Consider the following 23,909-nt stretch of genomic DNA (forward strand, 5'->3'; position numbering starts at 1 on the left):
CAATTGTCGCAATGCAGCATCAAAAAGTGGAGCTAAACTTTGTTAACCATCTTTAGCGGAACTTAACATGCGCATCGATCATGCCCAGCTGCGGGCGCTGGCGGCGGTCATCCGCGAAGGCAGCTTCGAACGCGCCGCGCTGTCGCTCAACGTCACCTCCTCGGCTGTCTCGCAGCGGATCAAGGCGCTGGAGGACAGGGTCGGCAAGCTGCTGATCCGCCGCACCATCCCCACCGAGGCGACCGCCGAGGGCCAGGTGCTGGTGCAGCTGGCCGAACAGACCGCGCTGCTGGAGCGGGACGCGTTCGAGCGCATCGGCATCTCCGACAGCGAACTCTCGCGGGCCAGCATTGCCGTGGCGGTCAACCACGACAGCATGGAAACCTGGTTTCCCGAGGCGGTGCAGACCTTCTCGCAAAGCACCTCCACCACCCTTGACCTGCATACCGAAGACCAGGACCACACCGTGGCGTTGCTGCGCCAGGGGGCGGTGCTGGGCGCGGTGACGACGCTGTCCGAGCCGGTGCAGGGCTGCCAGATCCATGCGCTGGGCAGCATCCGCTACGCCGCCACCTGTACCCCCGAATTCCACGCCCGCCACTTCGCCAAGGGCGTTACCGCCCAGGCGCTGGCGCAGGCACCGGTGCTGGTGTTCAACCGCAAGGACGACATGCAGGCCCGCTACGCCCGCCGCCTGGCCGGGGTCGAGCAACCGCACAACGCCCCCACCTGGTGGATCCCCTCCACCCGTGCCTTCGTCCACGCCAACCTGGGCGGGCTGGGCTGGACGATGAATCCACTGCCCCTGGTGCGCCGCCACCTGGAAAGCGGACGCCTGGTCTACGTCAAGGCGCGCGCCTGGGAAGACGTGCCGCTGTACTGGCAGCACTGGAAAGGCGAGGTCAAGACCATGGCCCTGCTGACCCGCGCCATCCTGCAGGCCTCGGCCGCACTGGTACGCAAGCGACGCTGAGCCCAGGCCGCTTGCTGCAGCGCAAGTTTCCCTAAAGGACACTGCCTGCAGCCACGCCCTGCATGGATGCTGCATTGATCCAACGCCTACCCGCCAGGAGCCGTGCCATGTCGATGCTTCGTTCTGTTCCGGTTGTGCTGTCATGGGTGTCCACCGCAGTGGCCGCACCGCTGGCCAGTGCCCTGCTGTTCCTGTTGCCCGGCAACGTCCAGGCCTTGGATTGCGGCAGCAACAATGGCTATACCTGCAGCGGCACGGCCAACCAATACGCCGGCGGCTTCAATCCCGGCGTGGGCCAGGGCGGCTTTGGCGGTGGCAGCTGCACTGCCAGCAAGACCCCGGTGGTATTCATACCCGGCAACGGCGACAGCGCGATCAGCTTCGACATGCCAGCCGGCGCGGTGGCCGGCTACAGCACCCCGCCGCGCTCGATCTATGCCGAACTGAAGGCTGCCGGCTACAACGACTGCGAACTGTTCGGCATCACCTACCTCAGCGCCAGCGAGCGCGCGGCGCCGCAGTACAACTACCACGCACCGGCCACCTATCAGACGCTCAAGACCTTCATCGACAAGGTCAAGGCCTATACCGGCAAGAGCCAGGTCGACATCGTCACCCACTCACTGGGCGCGACCATGGCCCTGGCCTCGATCAAGTACAACGCCAATCAAGGCAGTGTGCGCCGCTTCATCAACATCGCCGGTGGCCTGCGCGGCCTGCAGACCTGCCGCAGCACCGGTTATCAATCGACCCTGGCGCCCACCTGCAACGCCGAGGCCTATGTCTTCCCGTACAATTACTACACCTTCGGCCTGTACCCGAGCACCGGCGTTGCCTACTACGGCTACAACCGCTGGACCGGCAGTGGCAGCGGCAGCCTGCGCACGTTCCCGGCCACGTACACCGGCATCCGCTTCTACACCATCACCGCCGGCTCGCGTGACCAGGTGCATTGCTTCACCACCAGCTACAGCGCCGGCTGCGCCGATGGCGCACTGTTCAACAGCGCCACCAATGTCTACGCGCAGGTCGACATCGGCGCAGGCAGCAGCGCCTACAGCTTCGACTGGGATTGGAGCGACGGCAGCCCGTACAACTTCGGTGGCGGCGACACCAGCAGCGGCGTCGGCCATTTCCGCTCGAAGAACAATGCCGGCCTGATCGTGCGCAACATGCTCACCAGCGACTGCACCAGCAATTGCGCCGCCGGCTACAGCGGCGTGTACGGCCCTGCGGTCAATCGCTGAATCGCGTTCTCAATCGAAGGCCATCGATACGCCGACGCCGCCTTGCCAATCGGTGGTGTCGGCATCCAGCCCGCGCAGGAACGATGCATCCAGTTGCACGCGCGGGCTCACCATCCACGTCACACCGGCACCGGCCGCACGCATGTACTGCGCGCCGGTGCCATAGCCGGCTTCGACATAGGCCGACAACTGCGGCCGCAAGGCGAAACCATAGCTGGGCGAGAACAACCAGCCGCTGCCGCCCTCGCCCCATTGCCGGTCAATGTAGAACGCCAGGCTGCGGTCGCGCGACAGCGCCCATGCCGCCGTCACCCCCAGGTCGTAGTCATGCCCCGCATCACCCAGCGGTGCCCTGCCCCAAGGCAGGCTGGCCCCTGCTTTGAAGGCCACTGACAGCTGTTCGTTGGCCAGCGGCGGTGCCCACTTGAGTGCGGCGCTGCCGTCACCGCCGCCGCTGTCCTGCACGCGAATACCGGGGCCGCGCAGCCGCAGCCTGCCCCAGCTGTCCGCGCCAAGTTGCAACTCCAGCGTATCGGCAAGCCCGACGCGCAACAGTGTGTCTGCGGTCCAGGTGGTGGTGGTCAGGCCCTCGCTGCGATCACGGCTGGCATCGGGCAAGCCCTGCTCCCAGACGACTACGTGCTTGCCGACCGTACTGGTGGAAAAGCCGATGCCTGGACGGTCGAACTCCGGCGCATCATCGGCCTGGCCGTGGCCACTTGCCAAGCCGAGCACTGCCAGCAGCAGAGACGAGGTTTTCATGCCCGCCATGTTCCATACGTCGCTGGGTGGCGATGTGAAAGATCATGGGGCTGCCGGCATGCGCAGAGGGCGCCACGGTGCGCGACTGCCCGTTCCGGCTGTTGCAGCGCGTGCTTCCCGGGTGCGCTTCGCTTACCCGGGCTACGGATGCTCCGGCGACGTCCCTTTTGGTCGGTGACCAGGCCACAAATGCAAAGTCCACCGGCTTGCGCCGGATGGGCTTTCAGCAAACCTGCGAATCCAGAGAACTCAGCGATGCGCCAGCGCGTAGTCCAACGCACCGATCACCGCTGCCACCTGGGCGTCGTTGCATTGCTGCGGGGTCGCCTTGAGACTGTCCGGATAGACTTCGGTGGTGGTGGTATAGCGCGCCCCACTGATGCTGGCACACAGGCCCAGCGCCTTCAGCGGGTACTCGATGACCGCTTCGGCAACCACCGGCGAGCCGATGATCTGGCCCTGGGCGTCGGCCGGGGCCAGATGGGTGACCTTGGCGACTTCGGCATTCACCGCCTGCTGGAACTGCGGCTGGCGGTTTTCAGTGTCATCGACCAGATAGAAACCGTCCGGAATCTCGCCCGGCTCGAACGGCTTGCCATCGCGGGCGGCCAATGCCGGGCGGAACTCGCTCTCATCGGTATCGGTGGTCTCGTGCAGGTCGATATGCATCACTACCTTGCCCTTGTAAGGCGCCACCAAGGCCATCAATGCCGCGGACTCCTGCGCCGGACTGTTGGGCACGAATGAACGATTGGGATCCAGCGCCTGCGCATTCCAGCGCTGCACACGCTCGTAACCCCAGGGGCTCACGCAGGGGGCAACCAGCAGATTGCAGCGGCCGGCATAGTTGGCGGCATGCCGATCAAGGAACTGCAGCGCGCCCTGCACACCACTGGTCTCGTATCCATGCACACCCCCGGTGACCAGCATCACCGGCAACGCGGCGTCCCAATCACGGCTGCGTACCGCAAACAGCGGATAGCGGCCCGACGGATAATCCAGCTCACCGTACTGCGACACATCAAACCGTGTACGCAGCAGATCCACCTTGCTCACAACTTCGTCGACGTAGCTGCGCTGCACCTGCTGCAACGCCAGCCACTGCGCGCGCTCTGGGGCACCCCAGGGTTGACCCGGCGTGCCTACGGGATAGAAGGATTCAAGGGTGTTCATGTGCGGATCTCATCCAGGTAAATGCTGGCAGGCACTCTACACCCTGCACTTCTTCACGGCACCGCGTGTGGCGGATGAACACCGCCCAAACCGGACCTGCCAACTTTCACCGCGGGTTTGGATTGCGGCGCGCAAGCTGAGCTCCCACTACGGCGCGACGCTCGCCGGCAATCCAAAGGAGTTATCCATGCGCAGCTTCCATCCCCTGCTTGCCTCCACCATCACCTCAATGGCGCTGCTCGCCGCGGGCGGTGCCCAGGCCCAGACGTATGGTCCCCAGGACGAAGGCCGCCGCTTCAACGACGGCAGCCGCGTGGTGTGCCACAAACAGGAAGTAGCAAACAATGCGCGCGACAACAACCGCATTGCAGGTACCGCCACCGGCGCTGTCATTGGTGGCCTGCTGGGCAACCAGGTTGGCGGCGGCAACGGCCGCAAGCTGGCAACAGCCGGTGGCGCGGTTGCCGGCGGCCTGATCGGTCGCAACGTGCAGGGCCGCAACCAGGAGCGCAATGGGCAGCGCGTGGTCCAGACCCGTTGTGAGCGCGTCTACCGCTGATCCAGGCCCGCCCCAATCAAGCCCTCCCAGGAACTACAAAGGCCCCTTACGGGGCCTTTTTCATACGCGGGGCGCTGCAGCTCAGCCCTGCTGGCCGAGCATACGGCTGATGTCCTCGTCCTTCTGTTGCCACAGGCCGTTCATCCACTGCTGGAACTGGGCGCGGAAGTTGCGATCTTCCTGGTAATTGCGACCGATGAACTCTGCAGGGATGGGCAGCTTGCGCACCAGCACTTTTACTTCCGGCAAGCGATTGGCCATCAGGTCGATCATCGAAGGAATGCCCTTGGGGTAGACGATGGTCACGTCCAACAAGGCATGCAGGCCCTTGCCCATTGCATCGAGCACGAACGCCACGCCGCCGGACTTGGGCTTGAGCAGGTGCTTGAACGGCGAAGACTGGCCGTCATGCTTGTCGCGGGTGAAGCGGGTACCTTCGACGAAGTTCATCACCGCCACGGGGATGCTGGCAAACTTCTCGCAGGCCTTGCGGGTCACTTCCATGTCACGCCGCCCCAGCTCCGGGTTCTTCGCGATCTGCTTGCGGGTATAGCGGCCCATGAACGGGAAATCCAACGCCCACCAGGCCAGGCCCAGCACCGGCACCCAGAACAACGAGCGCTTCAGGAAGAAGCGCAGCAAGGGGATGCGCCGGTTGAAGACCTTCTGCAGCACCAGGATATCCACCCAGCTCTGGTGGTTGGCCAGCACCAGGTAGTGGCCATCGCGCTCCAGGTCTGACGCGCCGCTGACCTCGAAGCGGGTGGAGGTGAACATGCCGATCATGGCGCTGTTGACACCGATCCAGCTCTCGGCCAGGCCGGTAAGCAGGGGGTTGCAGGCGCGCCGCACCGCACGCAAAGGCAACATCGCCTTGAACAGCGCCACGGCAAACAGCGGCAGGCAATGTGCCAGCGTGTTGAGGGCAATCAACAGCAGGATCGGAACAACACGCAACCAAACCATGACGATACCGGGGCAACCCGTGGACCCAAAGAAGCACAGGGTAGCAAAATGGCCCGCCGCGAACCTGCCCAATCGACCCCGATTGATGGCTGCCGGCGGCACCTTCCCTTCTCGCCCCTCCTGCGGCCAGCACCCGGCTGCCGGACAACGGATGCCCGGCAGCCCGGAAACATGGCCAGCGCACGCAATCCTCCATCCGCGTCATCAGGAAGGGCAGGATCAGCAGCAGGTGACTGGCATGCCCCCCGCATCGGCGCTGATTGCCACCCCCGGGGCCAGGCCAACGCGTGCAGCAAGCGGCAAGTCACTGCTTGGCGCAGCCGACAATCCCGTCTGTGCCCCTACTTCCAGTCCATCTCACCCTTGGCAACCTTGGCGCTCAGCTCCAGCGAAGCCTCCCCTTCCAGCCCCGGGTAACGCTGTTTCATGGCCGCCATCAATGCATTGGCACTCTTGGTTTTGGCCGCCTCTTCATCGAAAGCGCGGATGTAGCCGGCGGTGAACTCAACCGCCGCCATGTCCTGCGGCGCGCCAGCGGCATAGTGGCCCGGAATGACCCGCAGCGGCTCCAGTGCCTGGATCCGCTGCAACGCGGCCAGCCAATCCTGATGCGACTGCGGTGTCTGCGTATCAGCCATGAACACATGCGAGCCGGCGTCCACCAGCACCCCACCCATCACCGTCCTGATCGACGGCACCCACAGCACGGTACGGCCGGGGCTGGCGCCATCCAGACCGATAACCTGCAGGGTCTGCCCTTCCAACTGCAGGCTGTCGCCCTGCAGCGGTGAAGGCACCAACAGGGTTCCGGGTGCATTCGCGCCCAGCTGCGGCCCCCAGATCCTGAGCTTTTCGTCCTTGCTGGCCTGGATATGCGCAATGGTCTGTGGCGTGGCCAGTATCTGCGCATCGGGGAAAGCGGCATGCAGCGTCTCCAGCCCGAAATAGAAATCCGGGTCGCCGTGGCTGATGTAGATCGTGGTCAGCTTCTTGCCGGAGGCCTTGATCATCTCGACCAGCTTGGCCGCATCGGTGGTGGAGAACTGTGCATCGACCAGCACGGCATCGTTGGCGCCGCTGAGCAACACGGAGGACACCGCGAAGATCCCGTTCTCACCCGGGTTGTAGACCTTAACTTCCAGCGGTTGCGCGATGCCGCCGCCGGCCGGGCCTTGCGCTGACGGTTGATCGGCGACCGGCGCGACGGCGCCCTCCTTGCTTCCACACGCAGACAACATCCCCGCCAGCGCAACCAGCATCACGGTGCGCATTGCCATGACTGCCTTACCCATCATCCTTCTCCATTTGGTCGATCGCCGGTGCAGCTCGCCCTTCAGCTTCCCTCTGCAGGGCACAGATGGCGGACCACTACCCTTTGCAGACCGATGCTGAGCCGGACCGCGTTATCGAGGCGTAAAGCAGGCTGCCCATGCCATCCATAGCGAGTCTGGAATCTGGGCACGCCGGCAACCGCCACCATTCCGGCGGGCTCCATCGTCAAGGAGGTTGGGGACAAATCAGCAATCACCCCGGTGACCTCGACCCGCCGCCGGCAACCCACCGCTATCACGCTGTGCTGAGCACCGGCGCCAGCATCCGCAACGTGCCGGCGTCGGCATCCATCTCCACCTTGCCGCCGACCGGCACGATGAACTGCTCCTTGATGTGGCCAATCATCGCGCCGCGGTAGGCCGGGATCTTCAACGGCAGGATGTAGTCGTCGAAGATCTGGTCCAGGGTCAAGGACCCATAGCCGTCACCCGGCGAACAATCGGTGCACTCACCGAAGATGAAGCCGGCGATCTTGTCCAGCGCGCCCATCAGCTTCAAGGTGCTGAACATGCGATCGATGCGATAGGGCGCCTCTGCCACGTCTTCCAGGAACAGGATCTTGCCGGTGAAATCCGGCAGATAGGGCGAACCGGCCAAGGCCGTGAGCACGGTCAGGTTGCCGCCGATCAACTCGCCTTGCGCCTTGCCACCACGGATGGTCAGTGTGCGGTTGTCGCGCGGCACCAGCTCATCGTCGTTTTCGCTGCGGTTCTGGTACTGCATCAGTTCGCGCTTGAAGAATACGCGTTCGAACTGATCGACATTGAAGCGGTTCCAGCTACCTGCACCGATCTGCCCGTGGAACGTCACCAGGCCGGTTCTGGCATGGATCGCGCAATGCAGCGCGGTGATGTCCGAGTAACCGAGCAGCACCTTGGGATTGGCGCGGATGCGCTCGTAATCGAGCAGCGGCAGCAGCCGCGCCGCGCCCGAACCGCCACGCACACAAATGATCGCCTTGACCTGCTTGTCGCCGAACATGGCATTCAGATCACCGGCCCGCTCGGCATCGGTGCCAGCCAGGTGGCCATGGCGTGCGCCGTAATGGGCACCGGTCTTGACCACGAAACCAAAGGCCTCCATGGCTTCCTGCGCCAACTGCAGGCTGAGCCGCTCACTGCTGGCCGAGGACGGGCTGACCAGCCCCACCGTGTCGCCCTTGGCGAGCCCGGCCGCCAGCAGCTGCCCGCGCGTAGCCGCCATTGCGCCCTGTATGCCGAGCAGCGGCAAGGTGGCCGCCAGTGCCGTACCGCCAATAAAACGCCGTCTATCCATGTTGTTGCCTGTTACCGGGAGTCGGCCCAAGAGTAGCAGCGCACCGCAAGGCAGGTAGAGCCGAGCCATGCTCGGCTGGGGCTTTATCGACGGCCCCTCCTGTAGAGCCGAGCCATGCTCGGCTGGGGACGTACCGGGAAAGCCTCTGCCGAGCATGGCTCGGCACTACATGTTGAGATTCTCTTGTAAGGCCTTTGCCGAGCATGGCTCGGCACTACATCGGTGCCTTTGGCGCGCTTACATATTGCGACGATACTCGCCGCCTACGTCGTACAGGGCGTGGCTGATCTGGCCGAGGCTGTGGGTCTTGACTGCCTCGATCAGCGCTTCGAAGACATTGCGACGGTCGCGCGCGGTCTTCTGCAGGTAACCCAGGCCGTGACCGTCGTGCACCTCACCATCCGCCGCCGCGCCTTCGATCTCATGCGCATGCGAAGTCTCCCCCGCCGGCGCCAGCGCATTGCGGTTGCGCTGCCAGGTGTGCACGTTCTCGATCTGCTGGCCCTTCTCTTCCTCGGTGGAGCGGATCAGCTCGATCTCGGTTGCCACTTCGCCGGCATGCTCCTTGGGCAGGAACATGTTGACGCCGACCAGCGGCAGGCTGCCGTCGTGCTTCTTGTGCTCGTAGTACAGCGATTCTTCCTGGATCTTGCCGCGCTGGTACATGGTGTCCATCGCGCCCAGCACGCCACCGCGCTCGCTGATCGCCTCGAACTCCTTGTACACCGCCTCCTCGACGATATCGGTGAGCTTGTCGACGATGAAGCTGCCCTGCCACGGGTTCTCGCAGAAGTTCAGCCCCAGCTCCTTGTTGATGATCATCTGGATCGCCACCGCGCGGCGCACGCTTTCCTCCGTCGGCGTGGTGATCGCCTCGTCGTAGGCATTGGTGTGCAGGCTGTTGCAGTTGTCGAACAGCGCATACAGCGCCTGCAGCGTGGTGCGGATATCGTTGAACTGGATTTCCTGCGCGTGCAGCGAACGGCCGGAGGTCTGGATGTGGTACTTCATCATCTGGCTGCGCTCATTGGCACCGTAACGCTCGCGCATCGCGCGCGCCCAGATGCGGCGGGCAACGCGGCCGATCACGGTGTACTCCGGGTCCATGCCGTTGGAGAAGAAGAACGACAGGTTGGGCGCGAAGTCGTCGATCTTCATGCCACGCGCCAGGTAGTACTCGACGATGGTGAAGCCATTGGACAGGGTGAAGGCCAACTGGCTGATCGGGTTCGCGCCGGCCTCGGCGATGTGATAGCCGGAAATCGACACCGAGTAGAAATTGCGCACCTTGTGGTCGACGAAGTATTGCTGGATATCACCCATCATCCGCAGCGCGAACTCGGTGGAGAAGATGCAGGTGTTCTGCGCCTGGTCTTCCTTGAGGATGTCGGCCTGCACGGTGCCACGCACGGTGGACAGGGTTTCTGCCTTGATCCGCGCATAGGTATCGGCATCCACCATCTGATCGCCGGTGACACCCAACAGGGCCAGTCCCAGGCCGTTGTTGGTCGGCGGCAACTCACCGTGGTACTGCGGACGCGAGCGGCCTTCGAACAGTTTTGCGATCTTCCGCTCGGCCTCGGCCCAGCGCGCCGGGTCTTCGCGCAAGTACTTCTCCACTTGCTGATCGATGGCAGTGTTCATGAACATCGCCAGGATCATCGGTGCCGGACCATTGATGGTCATCGACACCGAGGTGGTCGGCGCGCACAGGTCGAAGCCGGAGTACAGCTTCTTCATGTCGTCCAGCGTGGGGATGTTGACGCCGGAATTGCCGATCTTGCCGTAGATGTCCGGGCGCGGCGCCGGGTCTTCGCCATACAGGGTGACGCTGTCGAACGCGGTGGACAGGCGCGCGGCCGGCTGGCCCACGCTCAGGTAATGGAAGCGGCGGTTGGTGCGCTCCGGCGTGCCCTCACCGGCAAACATGCGGATCGGGTCTTCGCCGCTGCGGCGATAAGGATAGACGCCGCCGGTGTACGGGTAGGAACCGGGCAGGTTTTCCTTCTGCAGGAAGACCAGCAGCTCGCCCCAGCTGCGATAGGTGGGTGCGGCGATCTTGGGGATCTGCTGGTGGCTCAGCGACTCGCGGTAGTTCTCGACGCGGATGGTTTTGCCGCGCACCTGGTATTCGTTGACCGGCTCGGTGATCGACTTCAGCCGTGCCGGCCACTCGCGCAGCAGGCGCAGCGCGTCCGAATCCAGCGATTGCACCGCATCGTTGTAACGCTGGCGCAAGATCAGCAGCGAGCGATCCACTGCCTGGGGCTCACCCTCTCCCCCTGCCCCTCTCCCGAGGGGAGAGGGGAGCAACGCATCACCTGCGTACAGGTCCAGCGCACCCGGCAAGGCGGCATCGCCCAGCTCCTTCAATGCCTGCCAGAGGCTCTGCGCACGCTCGGCCACTTCTGCCTGTGACTCGATGCGGGCGTTGATGCTGCGGCCCTGTTCGGCGATTTCGGCCAGGTAGCGCACGCGGCTGCCGGGGATCAGCACCGTCGCGCGCGGCTCCTTGAGCGTGGTATCGATCTGCGGCGCCAGCGCGGCCTTGGTCCGGTCGCTGAGCAGTCGGCACAGGTTGGCGAACATCCAGCTGATGCCCGGATCGTTGAACTGGCTGGCAATGGTCGGGTACACCGGTACGTCCTCGTCCTTCATGGCGAAGGCGACGCGGTTGCGCTTCCATTGCTTGCGTACATCGCGCAGTGCATCTTCGGCACCGCGCTTGTCGAACTTGTTCAATACCACCAGTTCGGCGTAATCGAGCATATCGATCTTTTCCAGCTGGCTGGGCGCGCCGAAATCGCTGGTCATCACATACATTGGGAAGTCGACCAGATCGACGATCTCCGAATCGCTCTGACCAATACCGGCGGTCTCGACGATCACCAGATCGAAGTGCAGCGACTTCAGGAAACCGATGCAGTCGCGCAGCACCGTATTGATCGCCGCATGCTGGCGGCGGGTCGCCATCGAACGCATATAGACGCGTCTGGAACGCAGTGAGTTCATGCGAATGCGGTCACCGAGCAGCGCGCCACCGGTGCGGCGGCGGGTCGGGTCAACCGAGATCACCGCGATGCGCATCTGCGGGAAACTGGCCAGGAAGCGGTTGAGCAGCTCATCGGTTACCGACGACTTGCCCGCGCCACCGGTGCCGGTGATGCCGATGACGGGAGCACGCCGAGAATGGGGACTCGGGAATGGGGAGTCGGTATCCGCCTTGGCCCACTGTTTACGAAGCTTTTCCAGCTCAATCTCAGTGAATGAGCCGTTTTCAAATGCGCTAAGCCGGCGCCCAATACCAATTTCATCATTGATGTCGGGTGAGCTTGCAGCCTCCCATTCCCCATTCTCGACTCTCGACTCCCGCGCGCTACCCGCGCGCGCCACCACATCCTCGATCATCTCCACCAGGCCCATCTTCATGCCGTCGTTGGGGTGGTAGATGCGCTCCACGCCATAGGCCTGCAGCTCGCGGATTTCCTCCGGCGTGATGGTGCCGCCACCACCGCCGAACACCTTGATATGGCCGGCGCCCTTTTCCTTGAGCATGTCGACCATGTACTTGAAGTACTCCACATGCCCGCCCTGGTAGGACGACAGTGCAATCGCGTCGGCATCTTCCTGCAGCGCCGCGCGCACCACGTCTTCCACGCTGCGGTTGTGGCCGAGGTGGATCACCTCCGCACCCTGCGCCTGGATCAGCCGGCGCATGATGTTGATCGCCGCGTCATGCCCATCGAACAGACTGGCGGCGGTGACAAAGCGCAGCGGGGTGGTTTCAGGCTGGGCCTGCGGGAGCTGGGAGGCGGGGGTACTCATGGGCCGTGCAACATCCGGTTTCTGTTGAAACCGATCATAGAACCGCCAGCCCTGCAGGTCAGGTTGCAGCGCAGCGTGACCTTTTGCCGGTTTGCGCTATCGATGGCTACAGCAGACGCCGTTTCCGGCAAAGCGAGCTACCACCGCGGATAGCCCCTGCCTGAACATTCCCTCGCCGGGAATGGATTAGAATGGCGCATCCGCGACCCGTCACCACCCCGACGAAGTCGCATTTTTTGTTTTCCGGCCAGCCATTTGGTCACACGATCACTGACGTTGTGGCAAACACGCCATCGGAGCCCGCATGTTGTTCGACACCCTCGAGACCTCCGGCCATGAGCAAGTCCTGTTCTGCCAGAACCGTGACGCCGGCCTGAAGGCCATCATTGCCATCCACAACACTACCCTCGGCCCGGCCCTGGGCGGCGTACGCATGCGTCCCTACGCCAACACCGATGACGCGCTGCGCGACGTGCTGCGCCTGAGCCGCACCATGACCTACAAGAACGCCCTGGCCGGGCTGAATGTGGGCGGCGGCAAGGCGGTGATCATCGGCGACCCCAGGACTGCCAAGAGCGAAGTCCTGTTCCGCGCCTTCGGCCGCCAGGTGGAAGCCCTCGCCGGCCGCTACATCACCGCCGAGGACGTGGGCACCGACGTCAACGACATGGAGAACATCTACCTGGAGACAGGCTATGTCACCGGCGTACACCAGGTCCATGGCGGCTCCGGCGACCCGGCTCCGTTTACCGCCTATGGCGCGTTGCAAGCGCTGATGGCCTCGGTCAAGCGCAAGTTCGGCCATGAGGAAATCGGCAAGCTCAGCATCGCCGTGCAGGGCCTGGGCCATATCGGCATGGAGCTGGTGAAGCTGCTGCGCGAGCGCGGCGCCAAGCTCTACGTCACCGACCTGGACCCGGTGCTGGTACAGAAGGCCGTGTCTGAATACGGCTGCGAGGCGGTCAAGCCCGACGCCATCTATGACGTGGCCGCCGACGTGTTCGCGCCCTGCGCGATGGAGGGCGCCATCGACATGGCCACGCTGGAGCGGCTCAAGGCCAAGGTCATCTGCGGCACCGCCAACAACCAGCTGGCCAGCCATGCGGTCGGCGATGAGCTGTACAAGCGCGGCGTCCTGTGGGCGCCGGACTACGCGGTCAACGCCGGTGGCGTGATGAACGTGTCGCTGGAGATCGATGGCTACAACCGCGAGCGGGCGATGCGGCTGATCCGCAGCATCTACCACAACCTCGACAAGATCTTTGACCAGTCCGAACGCGACGACGTTTCCCCGCAGCGCGCGGCCGACCGTATCGCCGAAAGCCGGCTGGAAGCCATCGGCAAACTGAAGATGCCGATGGGCCGTTCGGTGCCGCGCATGAACCGCCTGCGCGGCGAATAAGCCGCACGGCAAGAACACCGAAGGCGGGCGATTCTCTCGCCCGCCTTCGGCGTTTCAGCCAGCCATAACGGCCGCCGGCTCAGAAACCCTGACGCAGGCGCAGCGAGACCTGCCGGTTGTCGCCACGCGGGCCGAAACGTTGGTCGTAGCCCAGCGACAGCCGCGTATTGCGCGCCAGCCACGAGTCCACTGACAGGCCAAACAAGCCCCCCGAACGCGACGGCTGCAGGCCGGCAATCGGTGCCCAGGCATCCACGCCGACAAAACTGGCATCCAGGCTCAGGCCATTGCCGCCCAGCGCCTGCTGCCATTCGGCATAGCCGTTGAACGCCACCTGCTTCCACAGGTATTGCCCGCGCACGCCCGCCAGCGCCTGCACGCGGGTGCTGCTCCAGTCATCGGCGCGCAGGCCAAACCCATAGCCACCCTGCTCGCGGAAGCCGTCACTGGCCACACGGCTGTAGTCCGCGCCCAGGTAGGGCGTCAGCTGCGCCCTGCCCTGGCCCAGCCGATAGCCCGCCTCCACGCTGCTGGACAGGAAATTGCCCCGGTAACGGGTATGCACGCCGGCGCGTTCACTGCCCAGCAACAGGCCGCGGTCCAGCTCGCGCTGGTACTGGCCAACCCCCGCCTGGCCCAGCACATAGGCCGCACCCGACGACCAGCCGGCATACAGCTGCGACTGGGTCTGGCGGTCACGGCTGCGGCCCTGGCTGGCCTCGACCATGCTGTTGGCATGGGTTTGGCCGAACGCGACACCCAGCACGGCGTTGCCAGAGAGCAACGTCTGGCTGCCCATCATCCAGCCACCTACGTTGTAATCACTGCCCAGGTAACTACCCTGGCCGCCATTTCCCAGCGAACGCATCCAACTGCTCTGTGCTGTCGAAGTGGCACGGCTTTCGGCTACCTGTGCCGACAATGCGCGTCGGCCCATGTCGATGGTATCGAAGGTCATTGCAGTAGCAGCGGCATGGGCCTGCCCTGACAAGCTGTCCAAGCTGCGGTGCAAGCCCTGCACGCCGCCATCAACCTGCTGCAGTGCTGCTGCTGCCGCGCCGAAGCTCCCGCTCAGACCAGCGATGTTGCCATCAAGCTGTTCGAAAACCTGCTCCACGCGCACAGCCGATGCCATCGTGCGGGCACTGGTCGCGTTGCCAACAGCCGAAGTCACGCTGATCCGGTCGATATCAAGCCAGACGGTGTTGGCGTCGTAGCCGTAATCGGCCTGCAGCAGGCTGAAGCCTACGTTGATGGGCACGAGCACGGGCTCACTGAACTGCCCTGTCAAACCGCCATCAGCACGCACCAGATCCTGACGTACGCCATCTCGCGGCACATAACCGCTGATCGCATTGCCCAAGGTCAAGGTCCCATCGAGGGAAGCGGTACCAGTGACATGCAGTGCATTGGCACCCAATGACGTATAGATCCTGCCCCCGGCGTGCTGCACGTAATTACCCTGGATGGTGGCAGTGCCGCTGTCACCAACCACGATGACAATACCGGCATTGTCGACGTTGCCGATCACCCGACTGTCCCGCACGAATGTCAGGCTGGGTGGAGATAGCCAGGTCACGGGGTTGATGCTGACATTGGACCTGATTGAAGCCCCGTCATCCAGAAAGATATTGCCCTGCTCGATTCGCGTATCACCGGAATAGGTATTTTTCCCCGATAAGGTCAACGCTCCCCGTCCACGTTTGATCAATCCACCCGCGCCCGAGATGTCATTGCTCCATACCGAGCCCAGCCCCAGGATGGAGACGTCAACCACCACATCACCCCAATCAAACTTTGCCGGCCCCTTGATCGCCTTGCCGATGTTGAGCAGGCCATAGCCGAACACGGCGTCCGGCCCGGCCTCACCCAGATCGGTGGCGGTACCCAGCAGGGTCTGCCGCACCAGGTCGTTGTTGAAATAGGGAAACGCTTCCCACACCACCGCCGCTGCACCGGAGACCAGCGGCGCAGCGTAGGAAGTACCGCTGCCGTAGTAGTACTTCAGGTTGTCAGCCGTGCTTTCTTCGCCGACAAAGGCCACCGTACCCGGGGCCACCAGGCAGTAGTTCTTCGCCACGCCGCAGGCATTGGAATAGGACGCCAGCTGGGTGGGCTTGGCAGTATCCAGGGCCGCCACCGCCAACCAGCCCTGTTCCAGATCGGCCGCCTCCAGCCTGCCGTTCACCCCCGGCTGGCTGGGAAGGGCCGCCATGTCCGAGGGATTGGGCTTGGATTCGTTGCCGGTGGCAAACACCACCAGCCCATCATGATCGATGATGAAAGGCCGATATTCAGCGGCGATCTGCGCGGTCACCGTGGGACGCGTCCAGTACAGGCCGCCCCAGGAGTTGTTCATGATCCGCACGTCATCGTGGATCAGCTGGTTGTGGATGCCGGTCATGCCCAGCGCGCCGGTTACCTCATTGCCGTTACCGGAGCCGTCATCCTTGGGCGATTCGTCGGCAATGATGCGCACGGACACGATCTCCGCGCCGGGCGCGATCCCGCCCGGCCAGCTGCCGGCGGCATTGCCTGCGGCCAACTGCGCAACTGTTGTGCCATGGCCAACCACGTCGTCGATCGCCAGATTGTTGGGCGGCGAGCTGACCGCGTTGTAATTGGCCACCACACGACCGGCCAGGGTGGGATGGTTGCGCATCACCCCCGAGTCGATCACGCCGATACGATAGCCCTTGCCGGTCAGGCCTGCTTCCTTGGCCGGACCTGCATTGGTCAATGCCAGGTGGGCATCCCAGGCCGGCTGCGGGGTGGTGGGTGCCGGTGGTGTGGTCGGGACGGTGGGGGGCGGGTCCGATCTGGTCCCGCTACCACCGCCGCACGCGACCAATCCCAGCGCCAGGGCGCTGGCCAATCCATTACGTCCCGCTGTCCTGCTTTCCATACCGTTTCTCTCCATGTGGCATGTCCCCAATTCAGGTATTACCGTGCTTCGGTCCGTGATCCCCCACCTTCTATACTGCAGGTACAAGCAGAGCTCCCCGGGATGTGCCGTTGGTCCAATAGGCCGGATCCTGTGGACATCCGATAATCGTCGCTAGATATAACCGAGATTGCCCATGTCTGACATCGTCATCGCTGCCGCAAAACGTACTGCCATCGGTTCCTTCCTTGGACAGTTCAACGGCGTCCCCACTCCCACCTTGGGTGCCACTGCCATCAGCGCCGCCATCGCGCAATCCGGCATCGCCGCTGCCGACGTATCCGAGGTCATCATGGGCTGCGTACTGCCGGCCAACCTGGGCCAGGCCCCGGCCCGCCAGGCTTCGCTGGCCGCCGGCCTGCCCACCAGTACCGGTGCCACCACCCTCAACAAGGTCTGCGGCTCGGGCATGAAGGCCATCATGCTGGGCCATGACCTGATCAAGGCCGGTTCGGCCAGCATCGTGGTTGCCGGCGGCATGGAGTCCATGTCCAACGCCCCGCACATGCTGCCCAACTCACGCACCGGCAACCGCTACGGCAACTTCCAGGCCGTGGACCACATGGCATGGGATGGCCTGACCAACCCGTACGACGGCCAGGCCATGGGCGTGTTTGCCGAAGCCACCGTCGCCAAGTTCGGCTTCACCCGCGAAGAACAGGATGCCTACGCCATCGAGTCGGTGACCCGTGCCCAGGCCGCACAGGCCAATGGCGCCTTCAACGACGAAATCGTCGCGATCAAGGTTGCCACGCGCAAGGGCGAGGCCGAGTTCAACCAGGACGAGCAGCCGGGCAAGTCGGACATCGCCAAGATCCCGACCCTGCGCCCGGCCTTCAAGAAGGACGGCAGCGTCACCGCCGCCAGTTCCTCCAGTATTTCCGATGGTGCCGCCGCACTGGTGCTGCTGTCGGCCGAGGACGCCGCCAGCCGCGGCGTGCAGCCGCTGGCCCGCATTGCCGCCCATGCCACCTTCTCGCAGGAGCCGGAGTGGTTCACCACCGCGCCGATCGGTGCGATCACCAAGGTTCTGGAGAAGGCCGGCTGGTCGATCGACCAGGTGGACCTGTTCGAGATCAATGAAGCATTTGCCGTCGTGGCGATGGCGCCGATCCGCGAACTGGGCATTCCGCATGCCAAGGTCAACGTCAATGGCGGCGCCTGCGCACTGGGTCATCCGATCGGCGCATCCGGTGCCCGCTTGGTGGTTACGCTGGTAAATGCATTGCGCACACGCGGCCTCAAGCGTGGCGTTGCGTCGCTCTGCATCGGCGGCGGCGAAGCGACCGCTATCGCCATTGAATTGATTTAATTGAAAAATCCAAGATTTTTCTGAACCTGAATGCGGGACCGCTTGACAGTCAAAATGGGCTTGTCATCATGTTCCCGGCGCGCAATGGCGCGTTGCCAAATTTCACGACGAGGATTCACTAATGAGCATCAACAAGCTGCTGATCGCGATGACCCTGGGTCTGGCCCTGGCCGCCTGCTCGAAGCAGGAACAGGCTGCTGACGCTGCCGCCGACGCAAACCAGGCTGCTGCCGAAGCCCAGGTCGCTGCTGACCAGGCCGCTACCGCCGGTGCTGCTACCGCCGACGCTGCCCAGGCTGCTGCCGACACCGCCGCCACCGCTGCTGACGCCGCTGGCGAAGCTGCTGGCGCCGCTGCTGCTGCCACCACCGACGCCGCTGCCGGTGCCGCTGCTGACGCTGCCAAGGCTGCTGAAGACGTGGCCGGCCAGGCCAAGGACGCTGCTGAAGAAGCCAAGAAGTAATAACTTCTGCTTCCAAGCTAGTCTTGAAAAAGCCGCTGGTTCGCCAGCGGCTTTTTTTATTGGCGTTCGCCGCCCCCATGGGCAGAGTTCGAACTCGCCTGCACAAGCACCCTGCGGTTGTTGCCGCCCAGTCAGCTCGGATTCTCACTTTTGACGCGGTCTGAATACGCTGCCACCTAGGCTGTGCGCGTACCTCAATCAGGAGAGCGCAATGAAGCTGTATATCCCGCTGTTGACCGCAGGTCTGGTGCTGGCCCTGGCAGGCTGCAACGACCCCAACGCCGAACAGGCCAAGCAGGATGCTGCAGCGGCTGCGGAGCATGCTGGCGACGCCGCCCGCAATGCGGCTGAATCTGCCGCTGACGCCACCCGCGAGGCAGGTGACCAGGCCGCCGCGGCCACCCGCGAAGCGGCTGCAGAATCCCAGCAGGCGCTGGACAACGCTGCTGCCGCCACCAAGGAGGCCGCCGCCGATGCGTCCGCTTCGGCCAAGGAAGCCGCGGCCGATGCCAGTGCCGCAACTGCCAACGCTGCACAGAAGGTAGCCGACAAGGCGGAAGATGCTGCCGCAGCCGCTCGGCAGAAGGCCAACGAAGCCAAGCATTGATAGACTGGCCACGCAGTCACCTTGATGAAGGTGACTGCGTGGTTGCATGCAGTATGCGTGTTGCCGCGAGGAACCGGGGGCCAACAAGCGCCTGGATCGGCAGGCAGGCAACGTGTTGCGGGCAACGCGTTGGCGGCCATATCCATCACGTGATCAGGTGGCAATGCAACAACCCGCCGGCAGTAAAATCGCACTGGTGTTCTCTGCCCTGGTGTTCGTCGCCATCGGCATCGGTGTGTTCGTGGGTACCCGCCACTTCATTGCCGACTCCCGCCTGGTCGCCCATACCCACGAAGTCATCGGTCGCATCGACGAAATCCAATCGCAGGTACTGGATGCCGAATCGGCCGAGCGTGGCTATCTGCTTACCGGCAGCCCGGCCTATCTGATCGACTACCAGCTCAGCGTGGAGCGCCTGCCGCTGCTGCTGGGCGCCTTGTCCAGGTCCATCACCGACAATCCCGACCAGACCCGCAACGCGGCCAAGCTGGAAGAGCTGGTGCATCGTCGCCTGCAGCAGATCCAGCATGTGGTCGACATCTACGACAGCCAGGGCATGGAAGCGGCGCGTACGGCCATCAACCAGAACGCCTTCCGCACCACCCGTGCGATCCGTGAGCAGGTACGGACCATGGTCGAGGAAGAACACACCCTGCTGGTTGAACGTGCCGCCAGTTCACGGCGCAGTGCCGACCTGTTGCTGGGCCTTGCCATTGCCGGCATCCCTTTCGGCCTGGCCGTGGTGGCCTCGGTGTACGGCATTCTGTTGTCCGAGCTGCGTCGCCGCAGCCGCGCCGAGCGCCGTGCCGCCAGTGCCAGCCTGCAGCTGGCAGACAACCTGGCACAGCTGGAGCGCTCCAGTGCCGATCTGCAGACCCTGGGCCGCTACACCGGCCTGCTGCAGAGCTGCGCCAGCCCGGAGGAGGCACTGGAGATCAGCGCGCGCACGCTGGAGTCACTGCTACCTGGCATTGCTGGCTCCATCTACCTGCTGCGCGCCTCCAACGATCGTGCCGAGAACATCGTCAGCTGGGGCCTGCCGCTGGTGGACACCACCGCGTTCCTCGCCCCGGGCGACTGCTGGGCGCTGCGCCGTGGCCAACCGCATCTGCTCGAGGATATGAACAGTGGCGCCAGTTGCCCCCACATCGCCCCCCCCGCCGAAGGACAAAGCGTGGCCACCGCCTGCATACCGATGGCGGCACAGGGGCAGCAGATTGGCTTCCTGTTCCTGTGCGGCCCTGGCCCCGGGCCATTGCCCCGGCTGGCGGTCGCCGAATCGGCGATGGAGCAGTTGTCGCTGGCGCTGAGCAATCTGCGCCTGCGCGAATCACTGCGTCTGCAATCCATCCGCGATCCACTCACCGGCCTGTACAACCGCCGCTACCTGGAAGAATCGCTGGCACGCGAGATCGCCCGCTGCGGCAGGCGCAATTTCCCGCTGTCGGTATTGATGCTGGACGTGGACCATTTCAAGCAATTCAACGATACCCACGGCCATGCCGGCGGCGATGCCGTGCTGGCGGCGGTGGGGCAACTGTTGAGCGCGCGCCTGCGCGGCGAGGACATCGCCTGCCGCTATGGCGGCGAGGAATTTACGGTGATCCTGCCCGAGTCGGACAGCACCGATGCGCATCGCTATGCCGAGGAACTGCGGCTGGCGATATCGCAGCTTGCTGTGCCGTTCTCCGGCAAGCCGCTACCTTCGGTGACCGCCTCGATCGGGCTTGCCACCTACCCCACCGACGGGGTCGTGGGCCTGACCCTGCTGCGCAAGGCCGACGCTGCGCTGTACCGGGCCAAGCGCAATGGCCGCAACCGGGTAGCCGGTTTCGACGCCCACCTCGACGGCATGGGCTGAGCGAACCGCAACCTATAGCGCCGAGGGGCCACGACGCTCACCCTGCGCCGGCACGCTCCACACTCAGGCAGCACCATGCCCGGCATCTCACAATGGCCACCGGCTGCACGGATTACGCAGCCCCTGCCGCCCGTTGGATCATTTGGCTCAGCAATGCGCCCTTGTCGAGCGTGCCGTACACCGCGTGCCCCCGCAGCAGGCGTGATTGCACGAAGTCCTGCGCCAACGGACTGCCTGCCCGTAGCAGTATCGCGGCCTGCAACAGCACCGCCAATGCCGCACTGGTCCGACGTGCCTGTCCCTCTTCAACCGCGGTATCAGCCAGGCCATCGACGGCCCGCTGCAGGGCGGCGTCGTAACCCGCATGCATTCCCGCGGCCCCTTGCAGTTCACCCAACAGGGCGTCCCGCGACTGCGGCTCGCGTGCAAGCGCGCGCAGGACATCCAGGCATTGCACGTTGCCGCTGCCTTCCCAGATCGAATTCAACGGTGCCTGCCGGTACAGCCGCGGCAGCATCGACTCTTCCACATACCCGGCACCGCCCAGGCACTCCTGCGCTTCATTGACGAAGCCAGGCGCCCGCTTGCACACCCAGAACTTGCCGAGCGCAGTGGCGATGCGCGCCAATGCCGCCTCCGCGGGGTCGCGCGGTGCTGCGTCCACGGCCCGCGCCACCCGCAGCGCGAATACCGTGGCCGCCTCCGATTCGATTGCCAGATCGGCCAGCACATTGGCCATCAGTGCATGCTCGACCAGGCGCTTGCCGAAGCTGCGCCGCTGCCGTGCGTGGTGCAGTGCCTGGGCCAGCGCCATGCGCATCTGCGCCGCCGCGCCGAGCATGCAATCCAGCCGGGTCAGCATCACCATCTCGATGATGGTGGCCACGCCGCGTCCTTCCTCGCCCACCCGCCGCGCCCAGGCACCGCAGAACTCCACCTCGCTGGAGGCATTGGCCCAGTCACCCAGCTTGTCCTTCAGCCGCATCAGGTGAAACGCATTGCGGCGGCCGCAGGCCAAGCGCCGTGGCATCAGGAAACAGCTGAGCCCTGCCGGCGCCTGCGCCAGCACCAGCCAGCCATCGGACATCGGCGCGGAGAAAAACCACTTGTGCCCCACCAGGCTGTACTCGCCCTCGCCCGCCAACGGTGTTGCCCGCGTGGTATTGCTGCGCACATCCGAACCGCCCTGCTTCTCGGTCATGCCCATGCCGACGGTGATGCCCGGTTTGTCGCCGACGGGCAGGTCACGCGGGTCATAGAACGGTGCGGCGGCCTTGTCGGCCCACTCCGCCAGCGCCGGCACCTGGCGCAGCACCGGCACCGCGGCGTGCGTCATGGTCAACGGACAACTGGTGCCGGCCTCGGCCTGATGGTGCAGATAGCTGAGCGCCGCGCGCGCCACATGCGCGCCAGGCTGCCCGGACTGCCACGACAAGCCGGCCACGCCATGGGTCTTGGCCGTGGCCATCAGCTGGTGGTAGGCAGGGTGGAAATCCACGGTGTCGATCCGATGCCCCTGCGCATCGTGGGTACGCAGCAGCGGGCGCTGCCGGTTGGCATCGAAGCCAGCGCTGTAGAGATCGCCACCGGCGAGTTTGCCGTAGTGCTGCAACGGCTTGGCGAAGGATGCCGCCCCTTCGCGTCGCACGGCTTCCTGCAGCGCCAGATCTTCGGCCCACAGGTCATGATCGCGGAAAGGTGTGGGCTGGTTGTCCACCACATGGGTCTCGAACGGCGCTGGCGACTGCTGCATGACGGTCACTCCCGGAAGCACACCCCGATTCTGCCCCAAGCGTTTTGTCGGTGCCCACTCAGCGGCGCGCCACCTCGGCCAGCACACTGATGAACGTCTCTTCCAGCGCCAGCTTGCCGAACACGCCGCGCTGGGTGCCGCTCAACACCCGCAGCATGTGCCCCCGCCCACCAGGCAGGCGCCCCATCGGCTTGAACAGCAGGTCACGCGCCTTGGCCAGGGTGTCATGGTCGGACTGGAAGATGGGCGTCAGCCAGCGGCTCCAGAACTGGTATACGTCCACATGCGCCCTGCGCGTGGCCTGGTAAAGGGCCAGTGCGGCGTCGATGCTGTCCTGGCTGCGCAGGGCATCGCGCAGCGCCAACGCATCCAGCAGGGCCATGTTGACCCCCTGCCCGAGCTGCGGGCTCATCGCATGCGCGGAATCGCCGGCCAACACCAGGCGCCCGCGATACCAGCGATCCATCACGGCATCCCGGTAACTGGCCCGCGCCAATTGCGACTGCAGGGTGATACCACCCAGCCGTTGATGGGCCTGCGGCCACAATCCGGCCAACTCCTCCAGCCAGGGCTGCAGGCCGGCCTGTTCCCAGGCCTGGAAGCCCTCTCGGGGCAGGCTCCAGAAAAAACTCAGCCGCGGGGTGTTGTCGCCGGGCCGGGTGCCCACCGGCAGCAGGCCGATCATCTTGCGGGCAGCCACGTAGCGCTGGCGCAGCTCGTCGACATGAGCCCAGTCACCACGCGGCAGCAGGCACCATAGCGCTCCCCAGGGATAGACCCGGTCCAGACGGGTGCCGCGCACCTGCGCGCGCAACGCCGAGGCGGAGCCATCGCTGGCGATCACCAGGTCGAACGGCCCATGCCATTCGCCGTTCTGGTCCTGGATGCGCTGCAGCGTGTCGTCGATGGCGACGATACGGCGATCGGCATGCAGGCAGCCGGCCGGCTCCCAGGCCGCATCCAGTACCGAGAACAGCGCCCCACGCTGCATGCCTACCCCGCACAGGCGCGCGTCCAGCCCGTCATAGCGCATGTCCATTACCGCCCTGCCACAGGGCGTCTCCCCGTACAGCCGGCGCACCACCGCACCGTGTTCCAGCACCTGCGGCAACAGTTGCATCTGCCACAATGCCTGCAGACCGCTGGGCTGCAGCAGGAAACCCGCGCCCACTGGCCCCGGCGCCGCCGCCTGCTCGAACACCTGCACCCGGTGGCCATCGCGCGACAGCGCCACCGCCAAAGCCTGGCCGGCCGTGCCGTAGCCGACGATGGCGATATCCAGTGGCTTGTTCATTGCACTCCCCCAGGCTGTCGTCCACGCCCGCTAAAAAAAAACCCCGCCGCAGCGGGGTTCTTTTGCACAACCGAATGGATCACTCGGCCGGCGTGATATTGGAAGCCTGGGCGCCCTTCGGACCCTGGGTCACGTCATAGCTGACGCGCTGGCCTTCCTGC

General features: G+C 64.6%; 18 protein-coding genes. 8 read left to right on the forward strand and 10 right to left on the reverse strand.

Annotated elements, in window-relative coordinates:
* The first annotated feature begins 67 nt into the window (after positions 1-67).
* Together B2527_RS00610 and B2527_RS00615 are read left to right on the forward strand one after the other, a co-directional pair.
* On the forward strand, positions 68-973 hold the full coding sequence (locus B2527_RS00610) for a LysR family transcriptional regulator ArgP (protein WP_293705442.1): 906 nt from the start codon (positions 68-70) through the stop codon (positions 971-973).
* A 107-nt stretch (positions 974-1,080) separates the two neighbouring features.
* Positions 1,081-2,220 (forward strand): lipase/acyltransferase domain-containing protein, encoded by a 1,140-nt coding sequence (locus B2527_RS00615; RefSeq protein ID WP_293705443.1) that lies wholly within the window; start codon positions 1,081-1,083, stop codon positions 2,218-2,220.
* A 9-nt stretch (positions 2,221-2,229) separates the two neighbouring features.
* Here the strand turns inward: B2527_RS00615 and B2527_RS00620 are convergent, their stop codons facing one another.
* Positions 2,230-2,982 (reverse strand): transporter, encoded by a 753-nt coding sequence (locus B2527_RS00620; RefSeq protein WP_293705444.1) that lies wholly within the window; start codon positions 2,980-2,982, stop codon positions 2,230-2,232.
* Between the two features lie 249 nt (positions 2,983-3,231).
* Positions 3,232-4,155 (reverse strand): M14 family metallopeptidase, encoded by a 924-nt coding sequence (locus B2527_RS00625; protein ID WP_293705445.1) that lies wholly within the window; start codon positions 4,153-4,155, stop codon positions 3,232-3,234.
* Positions 4,156-4,342: 187 nt separating this feature from the next.
* On the opposite strand from B2527_RS00625, the gene B2527_RS00630 reads away from it, so the two are divergent.
* On the forward strand, positions 4,343-4,714 hold the full coding sequence (locus B2527_RS00630) for a glycine zipper 2TM domain-containing protein (RefSeq protein ID WP_293705446.1): 372 nt from the start codon (positions 4,343-4,345) through the stop codon (positions 4,712-4,714).
* Between the two features lie 81 nt (positions 4,715-4,795).
* On the opposite strand, the gene B2527_RS00635 is transcribed toward B2527_RS00630, so the two are convergent.
* The 4 genes from B2527_RS00635 to B2527_RS00650 form a co-directional block, all read right to left on the reverse strand.
* A complete protein-coding gene (locus B2527_RS00635) occupies positions 4,796-5,680 on the reverse strand; it encodes an acyltransferase (protein ID WP_293705447.1) in 885 nt (294 codons plus the stop codon).
* A 341-nt stretch (positions 5,681-6,021) separates the two neighbouring features.
* Positions 6,022-6,918 carry an MBL fold metallo-hydrolase gene (locus B2527_RS00640; protein ID WP_414716948.1) on the reverse strand — a complete coding sequence of 299 codons (897 nt, stop codon included), beginning with the start codon at positions 6,916-6,918 and terminating at the stop codon, positions 6,022-6,024.
* 328 nt (positions 6,919-7,246) lie between these two features.
* Positions 7,247-8,287, reverse strand: coding sequence for a S66 peptidase family protein (locus tag B2527_RS00645; RefSeq protein WP_293705450.1), 1,041 nt, complete (start codon positions 8,285-8,287; stop codon positions 7,247-7,249).
* 237 nt (positions 8,288-8,524) lie between these two features.
* Positions 8,525-12,112 (reverse strand): methylmalonyl-CoA mutase family protein, encoded by a 3,588-nt coding sequence (locus B2527_RS00650; protein WP_293705452.1) that lies wholly within the window; start codon positions 12,110-12,112, stop codon positions 8,525-8,527.
* 304 nt (positions 12,113-12,416) lie between these two features.
* Here B2527_RS00650 and B2527_RS00655 point away from each other — a divergent pair, with 304 nt between their 5' ends.
* Positions 12,417-13,514: a Glu/Leu/Phe/Val dehydrogenase dimerization domain-containing protein gene (locus B2527_RS00655; RefSeq protein ID WP_293705454.1), complete on the forward strand. Its 1,098-nt coding sequence runs from the start codon at positions 12,417-12,419 to the stop codon at positions 13,512-13,514.
* 79 nt (positions 13,515-13,593) lie between these two features.
* Here the strand turns inward: B2527_RS00655 and B2527_RS00660 are convergent, their stop codons facing one another.
* Positions 13,594-16,419, reverse strand: a complete 2,826-nt coding sequence (locus B2527_RS00660; RefSeq protein ID WP_293705456.1) for a S8 family peptidase — start codon at positions 16,417-16,419, stop codon at positions 13,594-13,596.
* 175 nt (positions 16,420-16,594) lie between these two features.
* Between B2527_RS00660 and B2527_RS00665 the strand changes: the two genes are divergently transcribed.
* The 4 genes from B2527_RS00665 to B2527_RS00680 all read left to right on the forward strand — a co-directional run bounded on the left by B2527_RS00665 (position 16,595) and on the right by B2527_RS00680 (position 20,701).
* Positions 16,595-17,770, forward strand: coding sequence for a thiolase family protein (locus B2527_RS00665; RefSeq protein ID WP_293705458.1), 1,176 nt, complete (start codon positions 16,595-16,597; stop codon positions 17,768-17,770).
* Positions 17,771-17,891: 121 nt separating this feature from the next.
* Complete coding sequence (locus tag B2527_RS00670; RefSeq protein ID WP_293705460.1) at positions 17,892-18,233, forward strand: hypothetical protein; 342 nt, start codon at positions 17,892-17,894, stop codon at positions 18,231-18,233.
* 211 nt (positions 18,234-18,444) lie between these two features.
* Positions 18,445-18,840 carry a hypothetical protein gene (locus B2527_RS00675; protein ID WP_293705462.1) on the forward strand — a complete coding sequence of 132 codons (396 nt, stop codon included), beginning with the start codon at positions 18,445-18,447 and terminating at the stop codon, positions 18,838-18,840.
* Between the two features lie 163 nt (positions 18,841-19,003).
* Complete coding sequence (locus tag B2527_RS00680) at positions 19,004-20,701, forward strand: diguanylate cyclase (protein ID WP_293705464.1); 1,698 nt, start codon at positions 19,004-19,006, stop codon at positions 20,699-20,701.
* A 112-nt stretch (positions 20,702-20,813) separates the two neighbouring features.
* On the opposite strand, the gene B2527_RS00685 is transcribed toward B2527_RS00680, so the two are convergent.
* The 3 genes from B2527_RS00685 to B2527_RS00695 form a co-directional block, all read right to left on the reverse strand.
* The gene (locus B2527_RS00685; RefSeq protein WP_293705466.1) at positions 20,814-22,454 is read right to left on the reverse strand and encodes an acyl-CoA dehydrogenase family protein; all 1,641 of its coding nucleotides are present in this window, start codon (positions 22,452-22,454) and stop codon (positions 20,814-20,816) included.
* 58 nt (positions 22,455-22,512) lie between these two features.
* Positions 22,513-23,748 (reverse strand): FAD-dependent oxidoreductase, encoded by a 1,236-nt coding sequence (locus B2527_RS00690; protein WP_293705468.1) that lies wholly within the window; start codon positions 23,746-23,748, stop codon positions 22,513-22,515.
* 79 nt (positions 23,749-23,827) lie between these two features.
* On the reverse strand, positions 23,828-23,909 hold an 82-nt coding region (locus B2527_RS00695; protein ID WP_293705480.1), incomplete at its 5' end, for a cold-shock protein.

It is taken from the genome of Stenotrophomonas sp. UBA7606 (assembly GCF_002477705.1).
Classification (GTDB): Bacteria; Pseudomonadota; Gammaproteobacteria; order Xanthomonadales; family Xanthomonadaceae; genus Stenotrophomonas.

Bases quoted from the DNA above. Each gene is read 5' to 3' on its own strand.
- B2527_RS00610 (WP_293705442.1), top strand. From the start codon at position 68: ATGCGCATCGATCATGCCCAGCTGCGGGCGCTGGCGGCGGTCATCCGC.
- B2527_RS00620 (WP_293705444.1), bottom strand. From the start codon at position 2,982: ATGAAAACCTCGTCTCTGCTGCTGGCAGTGCTCGGCTTGGCAAGTGGC.
- B2527_RS00675 (WP_293705462.1), top strand. From the start codon at position 18,445: ATGAAGCTGTATATCCCGCTGTTGACCGCAGGTCTGGTGCTGGCCCTG.
- B2527_RS00655 (WP_293705454.1), top strand. From the start codon at position 12,417: ATGTTGTTCGACACCCTCGAGACCTCCGGCCATGAGCAAGTCCTGTTC.
- B2527_RS00685 (WP_293705466.1), bottom strand. From the start codon at position 22,454: ATGCAGCAGTCGCCAGCGCCGTTCGAGACCCATGTGGTGGACAACCAG.
- B2527_RS00660 (WP_293705456.1), bottom strand. From the start codon at position 16,419: ATGGAAAGCAGGACAGCGGGACGTAATGGATTGGCCAGCGCCCTGGCG.
- B2527_RS00645 (WP_293705450.1), bottom strand. From the start codon at position 8,287: ATGGATAGACGGCGTTTTATTGGCGGTACGGCACTGGCGGCCACCTTG.
- B2527_RS00635 (WP_293705447.1), bottom strand. From the start codon at position 5,680: ATGGTTTGGTTGCGTGTTGTTCCGATCCTGCTGTTGATTGCCCTCAAC.
- B2527_RS00670 (WP_293705460.1), top strand. From the start codon at position 17,892: ATGAGCATCAACAAGCTGCTGATCGCGATGACCCTGGGTCTGGCCCTG.
- B2527_RS00690 (WP_293705468.1), bottom strand. From the start codon at position 23,748: ATGAACAAGCCACTGGATATCGCCATCGTCGGCTACGGCACGGCCGGC.
- B2527_RS00640 (WP_414716948.1), bottom strand. From the start codon at position 6,918: ATGTTGTCTGCGTGTGGAAGCAAGGAGGGCGCCGTCGCGCCGGTCGCC.
- B2527_RS00680 (WP_293705464.1), top strand. From the start codon at position 19,004: ATGCAACAACCCGCCGGCAGTAAAATCGCACTGGTGTTCTCTGCCCTG.
- B2527_RS00615 (WP_293705443.1), top strand. From the start codon at position 1,081: ATGTCGATGCTTCGTTCTGTTCCGGTTGTGCTGTCATGGGTGTCCACC.
- B2527_RS00650 (WP_293705452.1), bottom strand. From the start codon at position 12,112: ATGAGTACCCCCGCCTCCCAGCTCCCGCAGGCCCAGCCTGAAACCACC.
- B2527_RS00625 (WP_293705445.1), bottom strand. From the start codon at position 4,155: ATGAACACCCTTGAATCCTTCTATCCCGTAGGCACGCCGGGTCAACCC.
- B2527_RS00665 (WP_293705458.1), top strand. From the start codon at position 16,595: ATGTCTGACATCGTCATCGCTGCCGCAAAACGTACTGCCATCGGTTCC.
- B2527_RS00630 (WP_293705446.1), top strand. From the start codon at position 4,343: ATGCGCAGCTTCCATCCCCTGCTTGCCTCCACCATCACCTCAATGGCG.